The organism is Cypionkella sp. PAMC25878 (genome assembly GCF_058135695.1).
This window is the reverse complement of the sequence record NZ_CM176871.1, coordinates 2,432,273-2,448,177: the sequence shown is the minus strand read 5'-3', so window position 1 is coordinate 2,448,177 and position 15,905 is coordinate 2,432,273. Positions and strand designations below refer to the sequence as shown.

Annotated in this window: 16 protein-coding genes; 3 read left to right on the top strand and 13 right to left on the bottom strand. The window is 54.5% G+C overall.

What is annotated here, in order from left to right; translation table 11 throughout:
* Window positions 1-136 precede the first annotated feature (136 nt).
* From ACS5RD_RS11830 to ACS5RD_RS11820, 3 genes are all read right to left on the bottom strand, one after another.
* The gene (locus tag ACS5RD_RS11830; RefSeq protein ID WP_489927593.1) at window positions 137-3,418 is read right to left on the bottom strand and encodes a DUF927 domain-containing protein; all 3,282 of its coding nucleotides are present in this window, start codon (window positions 3,416-3,418) and stop codon (window positions 137-139) included.
* 135 nt (window positions 3,419-3,553) lie between these two features.
* A complete protein-coding gene (locus ACS5RD_RS11825; protein WP_489927592.1) occupies window positions 3,554-3,751 on the bottom strand; it encodes a hypothetical protein in 198 nt (65 codons plus the stop codon).
* A 292-nt stretch (window positions 3,752-4,043) separates the two neighbouring features.
* Entirely contained in the window at window positions 4,044-4,355 is a 312-nt protein-coding gene (locus tag ACS5RD_RS11820; protein ID WP_489927591.1) for a hypothetical protein, read from the bottom strand.
* A gap of 302 nt (window positions 4,356-4,657) precedes the next feature.
* On the opposite strand from ACS5RD_RS11820, the gene ACS5RD_RS11815 reads away from it, so the two are divergent.
* Window positions 4,658-4,831, top strand: a complete 174-nt coding sequence (locus ACS5RD_RS11815; RefSeq protein WP_489927590.1) for a hypothetical protein — start codon at window positions 4,658-4,660, stop codon at window positions 4,829-4,831.
* 119 nt (window positions 4,832-4,950) lie between these two features.
* Here the strand turns inward: ACS5RD_RS11815 and ACS5RD_RS11810 are convergent, their stop codons facing one another.
* The 6 genes from ACS5RD_RS11810 to ACS5RD_RS11785 all read right to left on the bottom strand — a co-directional run bounded on the left by ACS5RD_RS11810 (window position 4,951) and on the right by ACS5RD_RS11785 (window position 7,374).
* On the bottom strand, window positions 4,951-5,211 hold the full coding sequence (locus ACS5RD_RS11810) for a hypothetical protein (protein WP_489927589.1): 261 nt from the start codon (window positions 5,209-5,211) through the stop codon (window positions 4,951-4,953).
* A gap of 202 nt (window positions 5,212-5,413) precedes the next feature.
* Window positions 5,414-5,743, bottom strand: coding sequence for a hypothetical protein (locus tag ACS5RD_RS11805; protein WP_489927588.1), 330 nt, complete (start codon window positions 5,741-5,743; stop codon window positions 5,414-5,416).
* A 16-nt stretch (window positions 5,744-5,759) separates the two neighbouring features.
* On the bottom strand, window positions 5,760-6,002 hold the full coding sequence (locus tag ACS5RD_RS11800) for a hypothetical protein (protein WP_489927587.1): 243 nt from the start codon (window positions 6,000-6,002) through the stop codon (window positions 5,760-5,762).
* Window positions 6,003-6,072: 70 nt separating this feature from the next.
* Entirely contained in the window at window positions 6,073-6,555 is a 483-nt protein-coding gene (locus ACS5RD_RS11795; RefSeq protein ID WP_489927586.1) for a hypothetical protein, read from the bottom strand.
* A gap of 1 nt (window position 6,556) precedes the next feature.
* Window positions 6,557-6,838 carry a hypothetical protein gene (locus ACS5RD_RS11790; protein ID WP_489927585.1) on the bottom strand — a complete coding sequence of 94 codons (282 nt, stop codon included), beginning with the start codon at window positions 6,836-6,838 and terminating at the stop codon, window positions 6,557-6,559.
* Complete coding sequence (locus ACS5RD_RS11785; protein ID WP_489927584.1) at window positions 6,835-7,374, bottom strand: hypothetical protein; 540 nt, start codon at window positions 7,372-7,374, stop codon at window positions 6,835-6,837. The genes ACS5RD_RS11790 and ACS5RD_RS11785 overlap by 4 nt, the downstream gene beginning before the upstream one ends.
* Before the next feature lie 528 nt (window positions 7,375-7,902).
* On the opposite strand from ACS5RD_RS11785, the gene ACS5RD_RS11780 reads away from it, so the two are divergent.
* Both ACS5RD_RS11780 and ACS5RD_RS11775 read left to right on the top strand, forming a co-directional pair.
* Complete coding sequence (locus tag ACS5RD_RS11780; RefSeq protein WP_489927583.1) at window positions 7,903-9,111, top strand: tyrosine-type recombinase/integrase; 1,209 nt, start codon at window positions 7,903-7,905, stop codon at window positions 9,109-9,111.
* A 561-nt stretch (window positions 9,112-9,672) separates the two neighbouring features.
* Window positions 9,673-9,888, top strand: a complete 216-nt coding sequence (locus ACS5RD_RS11775; RefSeq protein WP_489927582.1) for a WYL domain-containing protein — start codon at window positions 9,673-9,675, stop codon at window positions 9,886-9,888.
* On the opposite strand, the gene ACS5RD_RS11770 is transcribed toward ACS5RD_RS11775, so the two are convergent.
* The 4 genes from ACS5RD_RS11770 to ACS5RD_RS11755 all read right to left on the bottom strand — a co-directional run bounded on the left by ACS5RD_RS11770 (window position 9,889) and on the right by ACS5RD_RS11755 (window position 15,895).
* Complete coding sequence (locus ACS5RD_RS11770) at window positions 9,889-11,394, bottom strand: hypothetical protein (RefSeq protein WP_489927581.1); 1,506 nt, start codon at window positions 11,392-11,394, stop codon at window positions 9,889-9,891.
* Entirely contained in the window at window positions 11,354-12,322 is a 969-nt protein-coding gene (locus ACS5RD_RS11765) for a winged helix-turn-helix domain-containing protein (protein ID WP_489927580.1), read from the bottom strand. The genes ACS5RD_RS11770 and ACS5RD_RS11765 overlap by 41 nt, the downstream gene beginning before the upstream one ends.
* A gap of 170 nt (window positions 12,323-12,492) precedes the next feature.
* Entirely contained in the window at window positions 12,493-13,104 is a 612-nt protein-coding gene (locus ACS5RD_RS11760; protein ID WP_489927579.1) for a hypothetical protein, read from the bottom strand.
* A gap of 118 nt (window positions 13,105-13,222) precedes the next feature.
* On the bottom strand, window positions 13,223-15,895 hold the full coding sequence (locus tag ACS5RD_RS11755) for a DEAD/DEAH box helicase (protein ID WP_489927578.1): 2,673 nt from the start codon (window positions 15,893-15,895) through the stop codon (window positions 13,223-13,225).
* Window positions 15,896-15,905: the final 10 nt, after the last annotated feature.

The window sequence follows — 15,905 nt, the reverse complement described above, 5'->3', positions numbered from 1 at the left end:
CGCCCGCGTTGATTTTAAAGGATAATCCGGGCGGATTTGGTGGAAAATCTGTCCGCCCGTGTCCGCCCTTGGATGTTTCGGGCATGAAAGAGGGCCCTAACGGGCCCAATTTCTCCATATTCTCCTGAAAACTTTGTCAGCATCCAAGCCTTACGAGGTTGAGTCGAACATTGCTTACGGTACCGCCACCGCAAACCGTCGGGAGTTTATTGTGGGTGTTGTTTCTCACTCCGCTCATATCAAGTGCGAACGCCAGCACCTTCATTAAATCCTGTTTGGTGCCTTTCAGGCCCATCGCTTTCATATCGATCTTAGCCGACAGCAGAACTATTTGGGTCTCAGTCCACCAGCCCCGGCGTTCCTGTGTGGTCTTGGCGTCGTGTGCTTCATCTTGCGGTGAGACCGTAAGTTGTCGGCCCTTGTTCGATATGCACCACGACCGGAAGTCATCCAGCAACGAAGACTCGGCATCGGTTGCCCGCCCTTCGTCCGACGCCATGAAAGAATTCCACGCGACCTTGACGCAATCCGCGACTCTGTCCTTCTTATCTTTCGGTAGGATGTCCGCCTCAATCGCCAACTCCCCGGCGATCTGTACCAGCGCAAACGTCTTGGCTGCGCGAACTTGTGCGGCTGTCGCCTTGTCGCCGGTGAGCTTGAGCGCAGCATCCTCAATCCGCTTGCGCAGATCGGACCCGCGCTTGTGCCAGCCCTGCGCAATCAGCCATCGGACGAACGCAGGCCCCGCATGGCCATAGTTGCGAGTCACGTTTGCCATCACTGCAATCTCTGCTGCCGTAATCGTTTTTCCCGATGATACGGGGATGTCGGGGAACCGTACACCGATGCCTGCTTTGTAGTCGCCGCCTGCATTTTCGATGATGGTTTTGAGTGACCGCTCGCCCGTCATCAGCATGTAAACGAGGTAATCTACACCCTCCACCAGCCCAGCACCACGTCCACTCTTTCGTGCCTTGGCGACACCTTCCGCAAGGATGAACAGGCAGGTGGAGAAGTCACGTGGATCGGGGATCATGGCGGTTTCATCTATCGCGCCGAAAGATTCCGAGCCGATGGACGCGATATCTTCAAGCGCATTTGAGGTGGCGCTGGCCTTGAAAATCAATCCCTTCGTGCTCGCGGTTGTCCCCCAAGCTGCTGCAGCAAGCTGCAGCGCCAGAGACTTGCCGAGCGACGTTTGGCCTGAGAAATGAGCACCACAGGCAGGCATGTCAGCAAGCCCCAGCAGTGGGCCTGCAAAGGCTGCCGCCACCGCATAACCCCAGTAGAAGTTATCGACATGCCCCAGCGCCGCGTCAGCGCAAACCCGGTAACCGTCCAGTGTGCCTGCCGTTTTTTTGTCCCGCATGGTGGCTTTCGTCGAAAGCCTGAACAACTGGGCTGGTTCAATCTCAATGTAAGCACCCGAAGGCCCCATGTACCCAACAATGTTTCCGCCGCCATCGCGGACCCAACCCGGACGCGGCACCGTCGGGATATGGCGTTTCACCCGCATGAGGTTGAAGAGGTCCAGCAGATCGTCCTTATCGTTCTTATTCCGCAGGGCGTAAATTTTCATCCCTCGCTTTGCGAGTCCCTTGACGATGTCCCCCCCGGAAGAGCTGGCCAGTTCTCCCATGTATATGGTTTCCTCGACTGCAATTCCGTTCTCGTTTTTGAATTCGATAATCCGTCCCGCTTCGTCGTCCCCGGCGAGATTTGAAGCACGGCCTACAACGTTGAAGGCCTGACATAGGCGGGTTTTTGTGACCTCTCCCTCCGCTGTAGGCTTTCCGACTTTCCAGATTGAGCCGTTCTCCATTTCATATCCGCGCGGCATCCAGCTATCGACAGGCTCAAAAAGGAACTCGTCGGTTTCCATCCCGCGTTCGCGCGCTTTTCCCTTCGCAATGTCGTCCGCGCTTTGTTTGAGAAGAAACCTCTCATCGGTCAGCAAGTTCTCATCGAACCATTTATTTTTGACGGCCTCCGCGACCATGGCGAGGCGGTCATGACGTTCCGCGCAGCCGTGCTTGCACTCCCAAACGTACGCCCCTTTGTCGTCCGCGTTCCGGACGTGACAAGCGGTGTCGGTGGTGTCCCCCGTGTTAGTGTGCGATGCATCGAAAGGACATTCCACCACCAGCAGACCGTCATCGTCTTGGCGGCGGACGCGTTCCGGTGCGTACTCAGCAAGCAGCGCGCCAATCCGCAGGCGATGCCCGAACCTTGCGATCCAGACGTTCGTCGTAAGCCCCGCGATCTTTCCAACGGTCTCTGTGGTCTCTGTCTTTTTGGCTTTCACTGCACCGACTTTTGGCTTGCTAGCCTTCGCTGGTTCCTCTGTGACAACTTCTGCTACAGCGATTTCGTCAAGCGTCAGACCGCGACCACGGATGACGTCGACGCGGTATTCAGCACCGGGCGGATGCGCGGGCATGTAGAAGATGCGCGAAACGTCTAGGCAAGCCCCATCAATTTTTTGGCCCAGTTTCTCTGACAGTGCGCGAACTTTTCGTCCGTAGAGGTCCATCGAGTCTTCGTGTGATCTTGGGTCAAGCTCCGTGATTGTCTGAGCCTCCGCCAGTGGATGCATCAAGCGAAATTTTTGAATCGGGTCGTGGCTGAAAACTATGTGAACGCCTGCCCCGGTGTGCTCGGACTGCGTCACGATCTTAACCGAGTCTATGATATGCTGGTGCAGCTTGTTTTCTTGCTGCAGGAAGTTTTTCAATTCGTCGTCGGTTGGGTCCCGTGCAATTTTGAGTTTATTGAGCACCACGCTACGCTTTTCGGTGCTGTGCTGCTTCCGGTGAGTAAATGAAGTGTAGCCAATACAAGCCCAGCCTGCAGCCTTCGCGGCATCAAGCGCCGCTTGATATTCATCGCCCGCGTCGAAATCTCCCAACACGAACTCGACTGTTTTCATGCCCTCTTTGGTGCGGCGAGAAAACCCCTGCTCTCTGCTGGTAGCGGATTCCCCGAACACAATAGGATAGAACCCCTTCACCTTGCGTTCGGCGTGGGTGGCGAGAGATGCGCCTTCTACGCCGTCCAGCCATTCACGCAGCGCATGCGGCTTACTGTTTTTCCAGTCGTACTGCTTAGCGTCTTTGTTAATGTTCTTCGGTAGGAACAAGGTCATAGGACGCGCCAGCAATGCTTGCCATTCCGGGCTATCGGGTCCGCTGATATGTGCATCATGCAGTGTTGAATCTGTGTCCCCCGACAACGGGTCACGGCGATCGGGGGCTTCCTGAGGGGCCTTTGGGCGCAGCCCTTTGAAAGGATCAATGGGTGGCTGGCCGTTGGGATGTTTGGCCGCCCACCTTTCAGCTAAGCTGATCACTTCGGCCATAAACTTAGGGTCGTCTTGGATCGAGTCCGCGTTGGTCTTTTGTGCTTTGTAGTGCTTCATTTTGTAGCCTTCTTGCATTTGCATTTTACATTGTTCTGGGCTATATTGTTCCGAGTAGCCCACGGGTGTTTCAGCGCCCGTCTTGCATTTTAGAGGTCAGCGCTCGTCACGCTGGCCTCTTTTCTTTTCGGGGCATCAGTCTGGAATTGCCCAATCGTTTGCTTCAAGTTCGCGGACGTAAATCGAGGTGAGAATATCGACATCAAGCAGTTCTTGCTCATCTGCGATATGTTCCGCTGTCATGGCTTCCCGTTTCCAGCGTGCATGTAACCACTTCAACTGACGCGCTTTGATCACGGCGGGGTCCTGTTTTGATTTGTCCTTGCGCGGCACTATGCACCCCAGCCGACGGGCAGCGGATTATGTGGCTTGTCCGTTTTTGGAGTCACCCGGAACGCTCGCGCCTGCTCTGAGAGAGAGCGCCATTCGGCTTCCAACAGTACCAGCCGCGCTTCCAATGCGGCCAGCCGCGCGGGGTCGGAAGTCTCGGGAGTCTTCAATTGTTCTCGTTTGATCCCGTTCAATTTCCGCCGGAATTGGGTTAGTAGGTCGAGAGCCTCATCGCGCGGTCCGCGAGATGGATTGACCCCGTCCACACGAGGTTTTGAAATACCAGCGGCAACCATTACGCACCCGCCAAGTGTGCGTCGAGGTCGGCTTGGTCTTTCGCCAGCATGCGTGATTTATACGCCTCCAGTAGGCCCTCCAGCGTGAACGCACTGGACTGCAACCTCGTCTCCGCCTCAGCGTCGAACCGGAACGAATGACGCGCCAGAAAGCGCGCGGCCTTATCAAGCTCGTAAATCGTTACGTTTTCATCGCCGATCTTGAAACGGCGCGGGCGGAACTCGCCGTTATTTGTCATCGTGAGGAAGCTTGCGAAGGTTGTTTTTCCGACCCGCAGGGCTGACTCGATGTCTTTTTTCGTGACGTACATTTATTTCTCTTTCTGTTGTTTTGCGCTTGAAGACGACGCTCTATCTGCTAAAGTAGTCCTGAGGTGATTCGAAGCTTTCGGCATCACAGGTGTAAGCAACGCATATCACATTGGCTTTCATTGTCAATTTTCCGAACACAACGGTTTTTTACCGAACATTTTTACAACACCGGGCAATTCTGCGTGACATTTGGTAAGGTTTGGCTTACCTCAACCCATTGAAAACGCTGTAGAAAAGACTCGCCGCCCCGAAAACATTGTGTCATAACGTCCACACGGTAACCACGTATGGAGATAGAGCGATGGAAGAGAAAATGTTCGAGGCACAAAGCCGCCTGATCAAAACCACCCACCAACTCGCAGCGTTAACGATGCTGGAGGACACCGACAGCAACGAGCTTGCTTGGCTCGTACAGTTCGACGCGGTGGGCGAGGCACTGTCTGAGGTGTCCGCGCTTCGTCGCGGCGATCACTGACCGCACTATATAGTGCAGGCCTCCAGCGCATGGCTAATCGCTGGAGGCCTTGGGCATCGGCTGGAGCATGTCCGACGCCACGGCTGGGGGTAGCTCAGGACCACCCCCAGCCTATTCTATTAATCGTCGCGTCCCGCGCGGCGTTGCAGCCGCCACGTCGCAAGCTGCTCTTGACTCGGCCCCTCTGGAGGGGGGCAGGCCTGACGGATCAAGTCGTATTCCGCAGCGCTGACGCGCAAGCCGCTAGGCCCTACAAGCACCCCCCGCGAACCGTCCACCGCTTCCACGGTGAAGAACGCGGCGTAGTGTTTGCCTGAGGCCTTGATCTCACTACAAATCAGCGACAGCCCGAACGGGAGGGTTTTAATCGACGGCGTCACCATTGGATCAAAAGCCGATCAAGGACAGCCTTGTATTCAGCAGGCGTCCACTTCCCCCCGAACGCGCAAATGCGGTTCCCGTATTCGTCGGGCGCGGCAAAGAATTGCGCGGGGGGCTTACACGTCGATTTGATCAAACCGATGATCTCAGAGAGCGTCGGGGCTTTTGGGGTCAGCATATTTCGCCCCACAATGTGGTTTGTCATTGCCCCGCCGCCTTCTGTGCGTTGGTCACCGCAAGCTGCATACGCGCCAGAACTGCCGGGTGATCCTGCTCGAGGATACTACCGCCAAAAATAGAAGTGCGCGCGCCATCCACAGTCTGCCCGAACACTGCGTTGGGTTCGATCCCGCCCAGCACGACGACAACACATAGCTCTGTGATCGCCTCATTGGTCATATAGACGCGGGCGATAGGTTTTACGCGGTCCACGGCGGGGCTGGCGCTGGTGTCCATTGCGCGGCGCAGTGGTGCCTTTGTGCGGATTGTGGCGGGGTTGCCGTCTGCTTTGATATTGGTAGATTGGTTCATTGCTTTTGCTTTCATTTTAGTACTGTCCATTCGCTATTTTCCAAGCGGCTGTATATCCGGCCTTCAAACTGACTGCGGCTGCAGTCGTTCGCACTTGCTCGAGGAAGGCGGCGTAGTCCTCATCTTGGATGTAACCGCCAAAAATGCTTTCACGGGTTCCGGCGAGGGTTGGTTCTGAGAATACCGTGGTAACGTCCAGATTCTCGTTAACGATTTTAGCTGCCAAATTATGCTTGGCCACGTGATCAAGCGGGGTCATTGCTGCACCTCCGGCGGTGGTGGTGATGCAGGGCGGGGGTGTGTGAGGCCTAGGCCTACTCCAAGACGCATCACGCTAATCCTAGCGATCTAGCAAGCGCGATACGATCCGCCAGCTTTGCCGCTGGAATCGCCAGCACGGCGTTGATGCGATCTTCTTTGCTCATGTTCGCACTGACGGGTGCGGGGCTGTCTTTTAATCCCAGCTTCCGCGCGGCAATCATTCGCCGCATCGGTGTCTTTTCTTCCAAGCACTCTGCGATTGCCTTCGCGCGTTCATCCAGATCACCGGAAGCAATCCGTTTTTCACGCTGGATAGTGGCAAATTTTGGATGCGCTTCTAGTTCACGTTCGTAAGCTTCCTGCTCGAACGCGGACCCAAAGACTCCCAACTTGCACTCGTTTAGGTCAAGGACCTCGTCGGGCGTCAATTCCATGCCGAATAAGCGCTTTGCGTCGAGATTGACCTTGTCCACCATGTGCTTGAATTTCTCAGTTAGGAATTGGGAAGAGTCTACATGGTGCATGAAGGCTAGTTTCGCTTGATCGTCCATATTAGTATCCTATCGCGCATCGGCGGGCCATAAGCACGGCCTCTACATCATTCATATTAGCTTGACGGTGAATTGCGGGCGCTGGCATTCGACTCAGCACACCTTCCACTTGATCCCGTTTCAGTCGAGTCACCGCTTTCAAGATTCCGGTCAGCCGTGACTCGTCATCCATAATTTTTAGGATGTTCGTCTCATTGCCATCTGCGCAGCGGTATACCGACAGCAACGCGCGTTGATTTGATAAAACCAAGCCCCTGATTTGATTGAGGTAAGATGCACTCATGCTGCCCACCTAAGCACTGACTCCAGCTCACGCGGGCCGATCTGAGAATTCAGAAGTGCGAAGGCCGGGGTGAAAGCCGTCCACTCTGGAAGGGATTCCCGCTCGTCCAGAAGGATGAAGCGTTGAATGCCGCCGTTAAGCAAAAGCTTGATCCGCAGTGCTTCAATGTGAGGCCAATACGCGCGGCTTCCATCACAGAACGCAAGGTTCGAGGTGAAAGTATTTCGCACGTGCTGGATGCGATTTGCAACGTTCACACCATCGGAGAAAAGATTTGTTGCTGCGACTTCAAAGGATTTTCCAAGCGGAATTGATTCTGATCCGACATACAGTTCCCCGGTCTCGTCTGACGCGTCCAGAATTGCTTTTGCGCGTCCACGTGTGTACTTATTACACCACACGAATACTTCCGATGTATGATAGAATTTCAATGGCCCGTCCCGCCAATTCGGCGCGGAACTCATTCGAGTTGCTACGGTGTTTTCCGTGATCCCTAGAACCTCCGCGATTTTTACCTGTGAGATGATATGTGTCAATTTTGTTGTCCCGATACCTTTATTTATGGCTTGCCTATTTATAGCTTGCACCGTGATGAAAGTCAAAAACCGCTACAGAACGGTTCAAAAGCCGAGTTACTCCGGGGAAATGGGATTATTGGTGTTGATTTGATCGGGGGTTATTCACGCTGACGCGTACAGGTTTCAATTCACCACCCTGTCGAGGCATCAATTCCACACCCCCAAAATCCAAAAACCCAACACCACCACGCCCATTGAATCAGCATGCTGGAGCGCGTGTTGGGTCTGTGTGAGGATGTGTGAGGCGAGTATGAAAAAACCGCCCAGAGCACCGGGGAGGTACTTCTGGGCGGTTGGGAGTTGGAACTAACTGGAATAGTAAGTATGTCAGCCTTGCACCGAAGTGACGCTGGGTCAAGCGGCGTCAGGAGGCCCGCCCTGCTCGGACGCGTCAGCGTCGTCAGAGGCCTGTAGCGCCCTGCCCTATTGCTCTTGAAGCATAAACCGCTTACACCACACCGACACGCGGAATCATGAGGTGAATTTATGGCGTATGTTCTGACGAAAACGAAACTTGACGCCAAGGGCAAAGAGTTCAACGTGTACTATGCACGCTGGCAAGAAGATGGAAAAGCTAAGCAGAAAACCTTTGCGCTAAAAAAGGAAGCCAAGAAGTTCTCGGATGCGATGCACCTCAAGCATGAAGCGAAAGAGGAAGCCAAGGCAGAAATTCATGTCACCAAGCTGACCTTTCTGGACGTGGCGAAAGACTACCTTTACGCCCTCAAAGTTGGTCACAATGGTAAAGAGCCGCTAGAGGCCCAAACGCTGCGGACCTACACCGATTATCTGACGAACCACGCCCTCCCCTACTTTGCGGATAAGGGCGGCACACTCGGCACGATCACCGAAGCGGACATAGAAGCAATCCGTGACCGGGTGATGACTCACAAGAATAACCTGTCGTCACGGTCCGGGCGGGAAGTCCTGAGGCTCACGCGGGCGGTGTTGAAGTTTGCGGTGGCGAGGGGGTACATCGCCGCTGTTCCGGGCAGTACGGTTACAATCGTTCGCACACGCGCTGAAAAGACCGCTGAACGCGCTGACCGCTTGGACGCGGTGTTCACCCCCCGCCAGATCAAGAGCCTACTCTTAGCGGCTGACAGTCTCGCCACCGACAAGAACAAGACCCGACGCAATGCGTGGGTGTTGTATCGCCCGCTTGCGTACCTCCTGATACACACGGGAGTCCGTATCTCGGAGGCGCGCGGCTTCCCCCGCAAATCGTTCAACGAGAAAAAGGGCCTGATTGAGATTCGTCAGCGGGCTGCGGAAAAGGGTGAAGTCGGAGGCACCAAGTCAATAGACGGAGTCCGCAACATCCCAATCAACGCGGGCCTTATTGAGCCTATGAGAGCCGCCCTGAAAGCCCATAAGCGCGATCTGGTGTTCAGCACAGCGAGCGGTCAGCCGATGCAGTATCACAACCTCTACAACAGGATGTTGAAGCCTCTGGTGGCGCGCGCGAATGAATTGGCTAAGGCCGATCCTGACAATATCGAAGCTGTACCTTTCCACGGATTTCATGCCATCCGCCATGCCTACGCTTCCCGATTGATCGCCGCTGACGCGAACCTGAAACAGCTTCAAACGTGGGTGGGCCACAATGACCCGGCGTTCACTTTGCGCGTTTATGGTCACCTGTTCCAAGACGACGAAAACACGAAAAGCGTGATGGAAAAGATGGTCATTTAGAAACGAGGTGAATCTGAGGTGAATCGGTGAACCAGAAAAGGGCCATTTAGCGACGTTATTGCAATTACTTGCCGGAAATACTCTCACGGATTGAAAATCCGCGTGTCGGCGGTTCAATTCCGTCTCCGGGCACCATTTATATTAAAAAAACAAAATAATAACAAAAGCATAGCTTTAATTGGACAGTATCAATCCCCCCAGCTATCCCCCGCACGTCCACCGCGTCAGCGTTTCTGACGTCAGATGGATACTTACGCACTCAATTCCAAAGGCAGGCTCAGCACTACCTCACGCCTGTTGCGGCACGGTGGCTTCTGAACAACTGCCCGCTAGCTTCTGCACGGAAATCTTCGCGGGGTAGCAAAGCAATGATATGAAGACAGTGATAGGCAGCAGCGCTGATTTTGACCGGTGCTTTGCATCATCAAGGCGTTCATCAAACGCATGTGATGGCTTACGTTTGATCGCCTAAAGTCATGGTCTCTACTTGGTCGGTCTTGTCGGGTTGTCCTTCACATGGCATGAACGGCAAATGGGTCAATGACACGGATGGAGGCCAACGTGGCGGAATTCAGCAAGGCCGACCAGAAGATTGTCTTCGCCTACAAAAACTGGCGCGGCGACACATCGACACGCCAAGTTTTGCCTCACCATATCTGGTTTGGCGAAAGCGAGTGGCACTCGGGATCTCAATGGTTCTTACAAGGTTTGGATGTAGAAAAGGGCGAAGTACGTGACTTTGCTTTGACCGACATCGTGTTCCAGCCCCCACAGTGACTAACCCACTACCCCGCTTGCTGCCAACAAAAGCGCGATACGCCCGGCCAACTTAGCCGCAGTTTCCGCCATCCCATCTAGGGCGTTTAATCCGTCCTTGCATTTCTCCAAAAATCCAACTGCCAAGCCGAGCTTTTCCGGCGAAGGTTCAACTACCGCCGCATCGAGATGCGCATTCGTCTGGGACAGCAGCTCAGCACTTAGCGGACTGGCGTTCAAAAGTTCCCGAACTTGTTGAACGATATCGTTAAAATCTGCTTTCAATAGCAACTGCGCTGCACCCGAGCTCGTTGCGTCCCCGGAGCCGGAGACAGCAGCTTGACCAATCGAGCCGCTATTATTGATGTTTATCGCGTTGTTGTTGGTGGTGGTGTTACTCACGTAGGTATCTCCCGATGCGTTGAACAATCCGAAATCTTCTTGATAGTCAATCTTGCGGAACTCCCTAAATAAATCGTTCCGACCTGCTGCCGCTGCCCTCATAAGTTCCCTGAGTCCTTTGTCATTCTCAGCGCTCTCATAAAGACCAATCGCCAGCTCTTTGTATCCGCTTCCGCGTTCAGCTTGCCGGACCAAATGTTCGAGCAGATAGCCACGAACTTCCTCATCCGCCTCAGAAAAATACCAGTCCACAACGAGCGGTTCCACGCCGTCATACCAAGAGTCTCTCAGGCCGATGGCGCACCCGATGCGAGCCTCTTTTTCTTGGTCTTGGCTACCTAACTCGATGAGCTGGTGCCTAGTATCAGAGCAGTCACTTTCTGACGCATAAAGTCTATACACATATGAACGAATGTTAACGGGCCTGCTCTCGATACTAAACGGGTCGATTCCGAGGTCTTTTGCGGAAAGATTTGGATTTTCAGCAGCCGCCCAGATCGAGTACTGAGATACTAACGGTTCGTGATGCCCTCCAAGCGCGCGTACGAGCTCGTGATTTCCAAAGCGCGGGTCAAACAGATTGTTCGGAGCCTTTTCAAGGCCAACAAGTATCAGTGCAAGCTTCAGATTTGTGGCGGTCGCGCAGTCGACGTCGATTTTGGGGAACTCACCCTTCAGCTTGCTGGCGGTAACCGATTGTAGGGCAGAAAGCGCCAAGAACTCAGGGGATACAAAAGCTAAGGCATTGAGTTCAGTATGCGCCGTATTTGGCTTCAGTTTGAAAGCGGCGGCGATAGCTGCGGAGATTACCTGTGGTTCATGCTGATGGCTGACTAGCGTAGAGATTACCGCCTCCCAACTGCTTGCTTGCCTGCCGAACTGTGCCAAGGCACTCAGCGCCCAACGCCGAACTTTTTCGTCGGAGTTACCTCGGGAAAGGGCTCCCAAAACGGTCGTCTCAAAGCCGTTGAGATCGACAGAGTTCAGTCTCGCACCCTGCCAGTATAGTTTGCAAACAGCTTGGAGTGCACGCTTTGCGTGTTCATTTTTCCCCGACTCGATTGCGGCTTTGAGGTAAGCCGCTTCAAGCGACGGAATGATTAATGTTCCGCCCCTGACCGCCATTACCCATCCCACGATTAAAGCACTTCTGAAGAAGCGACCGGGACCACGGGTCGAAGTCGTTCATGTTGTTGGTAGGAGCCTCCAGATCCATCCAATGCAAATCGTTTATTGAAAGTCGGCTTTGTGCTGGTTCGAACCAGTCAGGTGCAAATATCTCAACTACGGCCAAGACCTCTGCAGGCCGATCAGTGTCTGAGAGCAAGCATCTGAACTGAGACGAAAAGCTTGCCGAAAGTGAGTTTGGATCAAATTGGTGATCAACCGGCACATTGAGGTCTGTTGATACAGCTGTGAGTGCTGCTTCAACAATACCAAGACCTTTCATGTCGAATAGCGTTTGGTCGCTTTCCAGCACCAAGCTGGCAAAGCAGATAGACCGCATTTGCGCGAATGTATCTCGATCATCACGGTAGCGTCCGGTTCGATAAGTCAGAACGTAGTTGTCTCTGCGAACGGTCGCTATGGACCAAAGTAACGCCAGATCGCCGGGTACGGCCTTCGGCTCAACATAAACAAACTGATCGGTACGACCTAGTTCGTCCAGCATTGCGGCATGCTGGTTTTGCCCACCCAGAATGGAAAGCCCCTTAAGAAAGCGCTTAGAAAGTGCAAGCGCTGGTCCTCGAAGAAGGTCTCTGGTTCTGCGCCGCGCCCGCATTTCCCGCCGATAGACGGCTGGTATACTTGCGTCACTGAGAAATTCTCGCAGGAAGAATTTTCCGGGTTCTGTACGAAAAAAGTAGCTTTTCTCACGACCGTGAAGAATGTCCTCGCTGAGCCGTGCCTGCATAGTCTTGTGCTGAGTGGTGCCGAATAAATGAGCCGACACTAGGCCTTGCTGATAGGCCAACCGTAAAATAGAGCGCGCCGACAATGGTCGCCGCACTTCTCGAAGAACTTGTTGAGCTATAGTCAGATAGCTGTTCATACCACATCGGTCACCAGAGTATCGCCCCACTCTAGCGAGGGTTGCCGGATGTAGCAAATCGGAGTTCAAGCCGCTGATTTACAAGAAGTATTTTCCTAAATCTACGATTCGACACGCATTGGTCGAGCAATCTCTGGCCTTCTGCAGTGGGTAAGCGCCAAGACCCAAACTCAACTGGGAGTCAGAGAAAACGCGATGCCGAGTAAGACTGTTGTACAAATGAGCAACCATCCCCAAAATTGTTTTTCCGTCTTTTTCCGACTGCCACGTAACGATTTGAGCGCTGCGCGGGCAATCGCTTTCAGACTGGAAGTAGCCGCCTCCGCCTCAAGCCGGGTGAGGCCAATTTCAATTTTGTCCAAATCCAAATCATCACGGCGGGTCACACGAAGCGCATATTCAACGAAAAAACTATCTCTAATTACAGCTAGCTTCTCGATATCATTCGGAGGAATTCTATCAACCGCCAAGTTCACGACGTGCGCCAAGATGAAATAGGCTCCTTGGTAGTTTTCCTTCGTCACAAGACTATCGGCGCACTCACACATCATCCCAAAACAATGGTCGTTAAGCCCACTATCTTTGGGTATTTCGGATATAAGAGTGGCGATGTAAGCTGCAGCTCCGTCTTCGGGTTCACCCGCCACGGCGGCGCTAAATGATTCCATGTAAAGCGAGGGCTCTTTCTCAATGTTCCGACATAGAGAACGGAGAATGAACGCTGGCAAGGAATTGTTGACTTGTTTCTGCAGCGAATCCGTAGCCCGTTCAGAATCATTCATTTGATGATCGCCCTATGGTGGCTGTGCTCTGTTATCGTGCCAGAGGAACGGTCTTTTAGACAACCGTGGAGAAGGCTGAACTCAGAACATAGTGTCTGCAACGTGGACAGCCTGCCCGTCAATTTGCAGGCAAGACAGCAATCAACTTCGAGAAATCTTCTGCCATCGGCATGTCGAACAGACATTGCCCCGCGCTGGCTTCTGCCCAAAGCTGCCCAATCATCCGCTTTTCCTTCGCTTCCTCGGCGAGATGCCCACCTTTATATTCGACTACAAGAATGCGGCCATCGGTCAGCATGGCCACGAAGTCAGGATAGAAGCGTCCACCTGATAGTTGCAGCCAGAAGGCGTTGGGCTTGCGATCAACATTGCGGACCCAGAAACGCACCCCCGGATGCTCGTCCAGAAAAACCGCACAGCGGAATTCTTCGCCATCAGGCTTTAGGTCGCCGATAATCGGAAAGTAATGCTTGTTGAAGGTCCGCGCCCCTCGGTAGGGCTGGTTGTAGGCATAGGTCTGTTCATCGAACAGTAGTGCCAAATCGGAACTTGTCTCGAAACTCGCCGTATCCACGGCAAAGAGGGCTTTGAAATTCCCTTCCTCGCGCTGGGCGCGCAGAGATTGGATTTCTTCGGTGAGCGCGCGCCGCACCTCGTATTTGTAGCGGGCAAGCTGGTCCAAGGTGTAAGCCTTCGACTGCATCACCGCTTCAAGCGCACGCTGGATGAACACCCGCGCAGCTGGCTTGGTCACATCAGGGTGCGGGATGCCCCGGTCAATCCAGTTCACCAGCCGGGGCAATGTCCAAGCCGCTTCCTGAATTGCCATCGAAAGCTGATCGTGCAACTGGCCGACAAAGGCGATCTGCATGTGTCCGGCATCGGTTACGTCAATCTCTCCGGCGCGCGTGTCGGCATGAATATTGAAACGCGTTGCAAAAAGCGTGGGGTCACAATCGGCAAGGTTCCAAGGCAGATCAAGGAAATGGTCCGGCCCGAAAAGTTCCAACAGACCTTGGCGACGGATGCACAGCCGGGGCACGAGGAAGGGTGGCTTCTCACCCTCGGGCATTTCGCTCGCCTGTATCCGGTTGGATTTGATGAACAGCCGGTCAATCACCCTCTCTGCACCCTGCACTTTGGCGAAGGCGAGTTGCATCAGATTGCGCTCGTCGCGCGACAGGGCGCGCAGCACGCCGATTTCCCTCGTTTCCGGGTCGAACTGCACGCGCAACTTGAGCGAAGGTGGTAGCTTCTCAATCGCAGCCACAACGGCCTCCGCCGAGGCGCTGGGGGCGTGCGGCAGCGCATCTGACTTGTGGATGTAGTCTGCGCGTTCGTCTTCAAACTCGAAAGCCCCATGCTGCTTGACCAGCAATTCGGCTTCCAGCCGGTTAAAACCTGCACCATCGACGAGGCCATCTTTCAGGCGTTCCGCGACAGTCTGAAAGCTGTTGGATGCCACAAACGCATAAGCGCGGTTTAGCATATCGCGGGTTTTGCGTCGCGCCTTTGGCATTCGCAGCACACGGCCAAGGATTTGCTCGACCGCCGTGGGCGAGTTCAATTCTGCCACCGAACACAGAATGTATGCGAACGGGCAATCCCAGCCCTCGCGCAGCTTTTGCACCGTCACCACGTAGCGAACTGGGCAGTCAGGCGATGCAATGTCGGCAATGGCGTCCAACTCGGCATGGCCGGTTGCGTGAATGGCAATCTGATTGCGCGGGATACGTTTATCATCTGTCAGGAACTGCACCACCGCCTCGGGCGTGAGGCGATGCGGGTCGGTCTTTGACTTTGCCTGTGCCTGAAACAGAATGATGGGCCGGATGTATTCGCCGGTATCGGCACGCTCGGCCTCTGCCGCCGTTTCCAGCCCGGCCTGACAATCCAATGCCTGACCGATAACCTTGCGCCAATCCGCATCGGTATTCAGCCTGATCGGCAGCTTGATCATCTCCTCGGCTTTCAATTCAGCGGCAGAGACGTGGAACAGCACGTTGGAAGGATAGACCTCGTTCGCCACATCCTTGGTCAGTTGCGGCGTTGCGGTCAGTTCCAGAATGATCGAGGGGTCAAAGCGTTTCAGCGTCTCGAACGACAGTGGCGTGCGCGCGTTGTGCGCTTCATCCACGATGACCATGGGGCGGTGCAGTTGCAACACGTTGCAAAGTGACGCCACGGGCCGGTCAGAGCCTTCAACCTTTTCCAGCCGCGCAATCTGCTCGGGGGCAAGACCGCTGAAATGATCCATCAGAGCCCCGGCATCGGCATAGACCTTGCGGCCTGCCGTATCGTCTACACGGAACGCCTGAATCGTCGCCACGATGATGCAGGCACCGCCCGTTGCATCGGGGCGCGATAGGGACAAGGCTTCGGCCACGGTCATGACCGTCAGGTTGCGGCCAAATTCAGTGGCAAGCGCAGCCCGATAAGGGTGATCGAGATTGCGCAGAGCGTTCAGCGTCTGATCAAGAATGGCGGTCGAGGGCACCAGCCACAGCACCATCGGGTTGTCGGCTTGCAGGTATTCCTTCGCCGCAACACCCACTGCATGAGCCGCAACAATCGTCTTACCACCGCCGGTCGGGATACGGATGCAGACATAGGGCGTCTGTTCGTTCACTAAGGGTGCGGGCCAATAGTTGCCTTCTGCCACATCGGTGAAGGCGGCTTTGGCGGGGTTGTTCGCCACCCCATCCATGCGCACCACCTTGCGCAGATAGGTCCGCAGGGCGCGCAACGCCTCGTTCTGATAGCTGCGCAATGCAAAGTTCACCGCAGCCATCTAATACCCC

Bases quoted from the DNA above. Each gene is read 5' to 3' on its own strand.
- ACS5RD_RS11755 (WP_489927578.1), bottom strand. From the start codon at position 15,895: ATGGCTGCGGTGAACTTTGCATTGCGCAGCTATCAGAACGAGGCGTTG.
- ACS5RD_RS11760 (WP_489927579.1), bottom strand. From the start codon at position 13,104: ATGAATGATTCTGAACGGGCTACGGATTCGCTGCAGAAACAAGTCAAC.
- ACS5RD_RS11780 (WP_489927583.1), top strand. From the start codon at position 7,903: ATGGCGTATGTTCTGACGAAAACGAAACTTGACGCCAAGGGCAAAGAG.
- ACS5RD_RS11795 (WP_489927586.1), bottom strand. From the start codon at position 6,555: ATGGACGATCAAGCGAAACTAGCCTTCATGCACCATGTAGACTCTTCC.
- ACS5RD_RS11770 (WP_489927581.1), bottom strand. From the start codon at position 11,394: ATGGCGGTCAGGGGCGGAACATTAATCATTCCGTCGCTTGAAGCGGCT.
- ACS5RD_RS11830 (WP_489927593.1), bottom strand. From the start codon at position 3,418: ATGAAGCACTACAAAGCACAAAAGACCAACGCGGACTCGATCCAAGAC.
- ACS5RD_RS11805 (WP_489927588.1), bottom strand. From the start codon at position 5,743: ATGAACCAATCTACCAATATCAAAGCAGACGGCAACCCCGCCACAATC.
- ACS5RD_RS11790 (WP_489927585.1), bottom strand. From the start codon at position 6,838: ATGAGTGCATCTTACCTCAATCAAATCAGGGGCTTGGTTTTATCAAAT.
- ACS5RD_RS11820 (WP_489927591.1), bottom strand. From the start codon at position 4,355: ATGTACGTCACGAAAAAAGACATCGAGTCAGCCCTGCGGGTCGGAAAA.
- ACS5RD_RS11800 (WP_489927587.1), bottom strand. From the start codon at position 6,002: ATGACCCCGCTTGATCACGTGGCCAAGCATAATTTGGCAGCTAAAATC.
- ACS5RD_RS11765 (WP_489927580.1), bottom strand. From the start codon at position 12,322: ATGAACAGCTATCTGACTATAGCTCAACAAGTTCTTCGAGAAGTGCGG.
- ACS5RD_RS11815 (WP_489927590.1), top strand. From the start codon at position 4,658: ATGGAAGAGAAAATGTTCGAGGCACAAAGCCGCCTGATCAAAACCACC.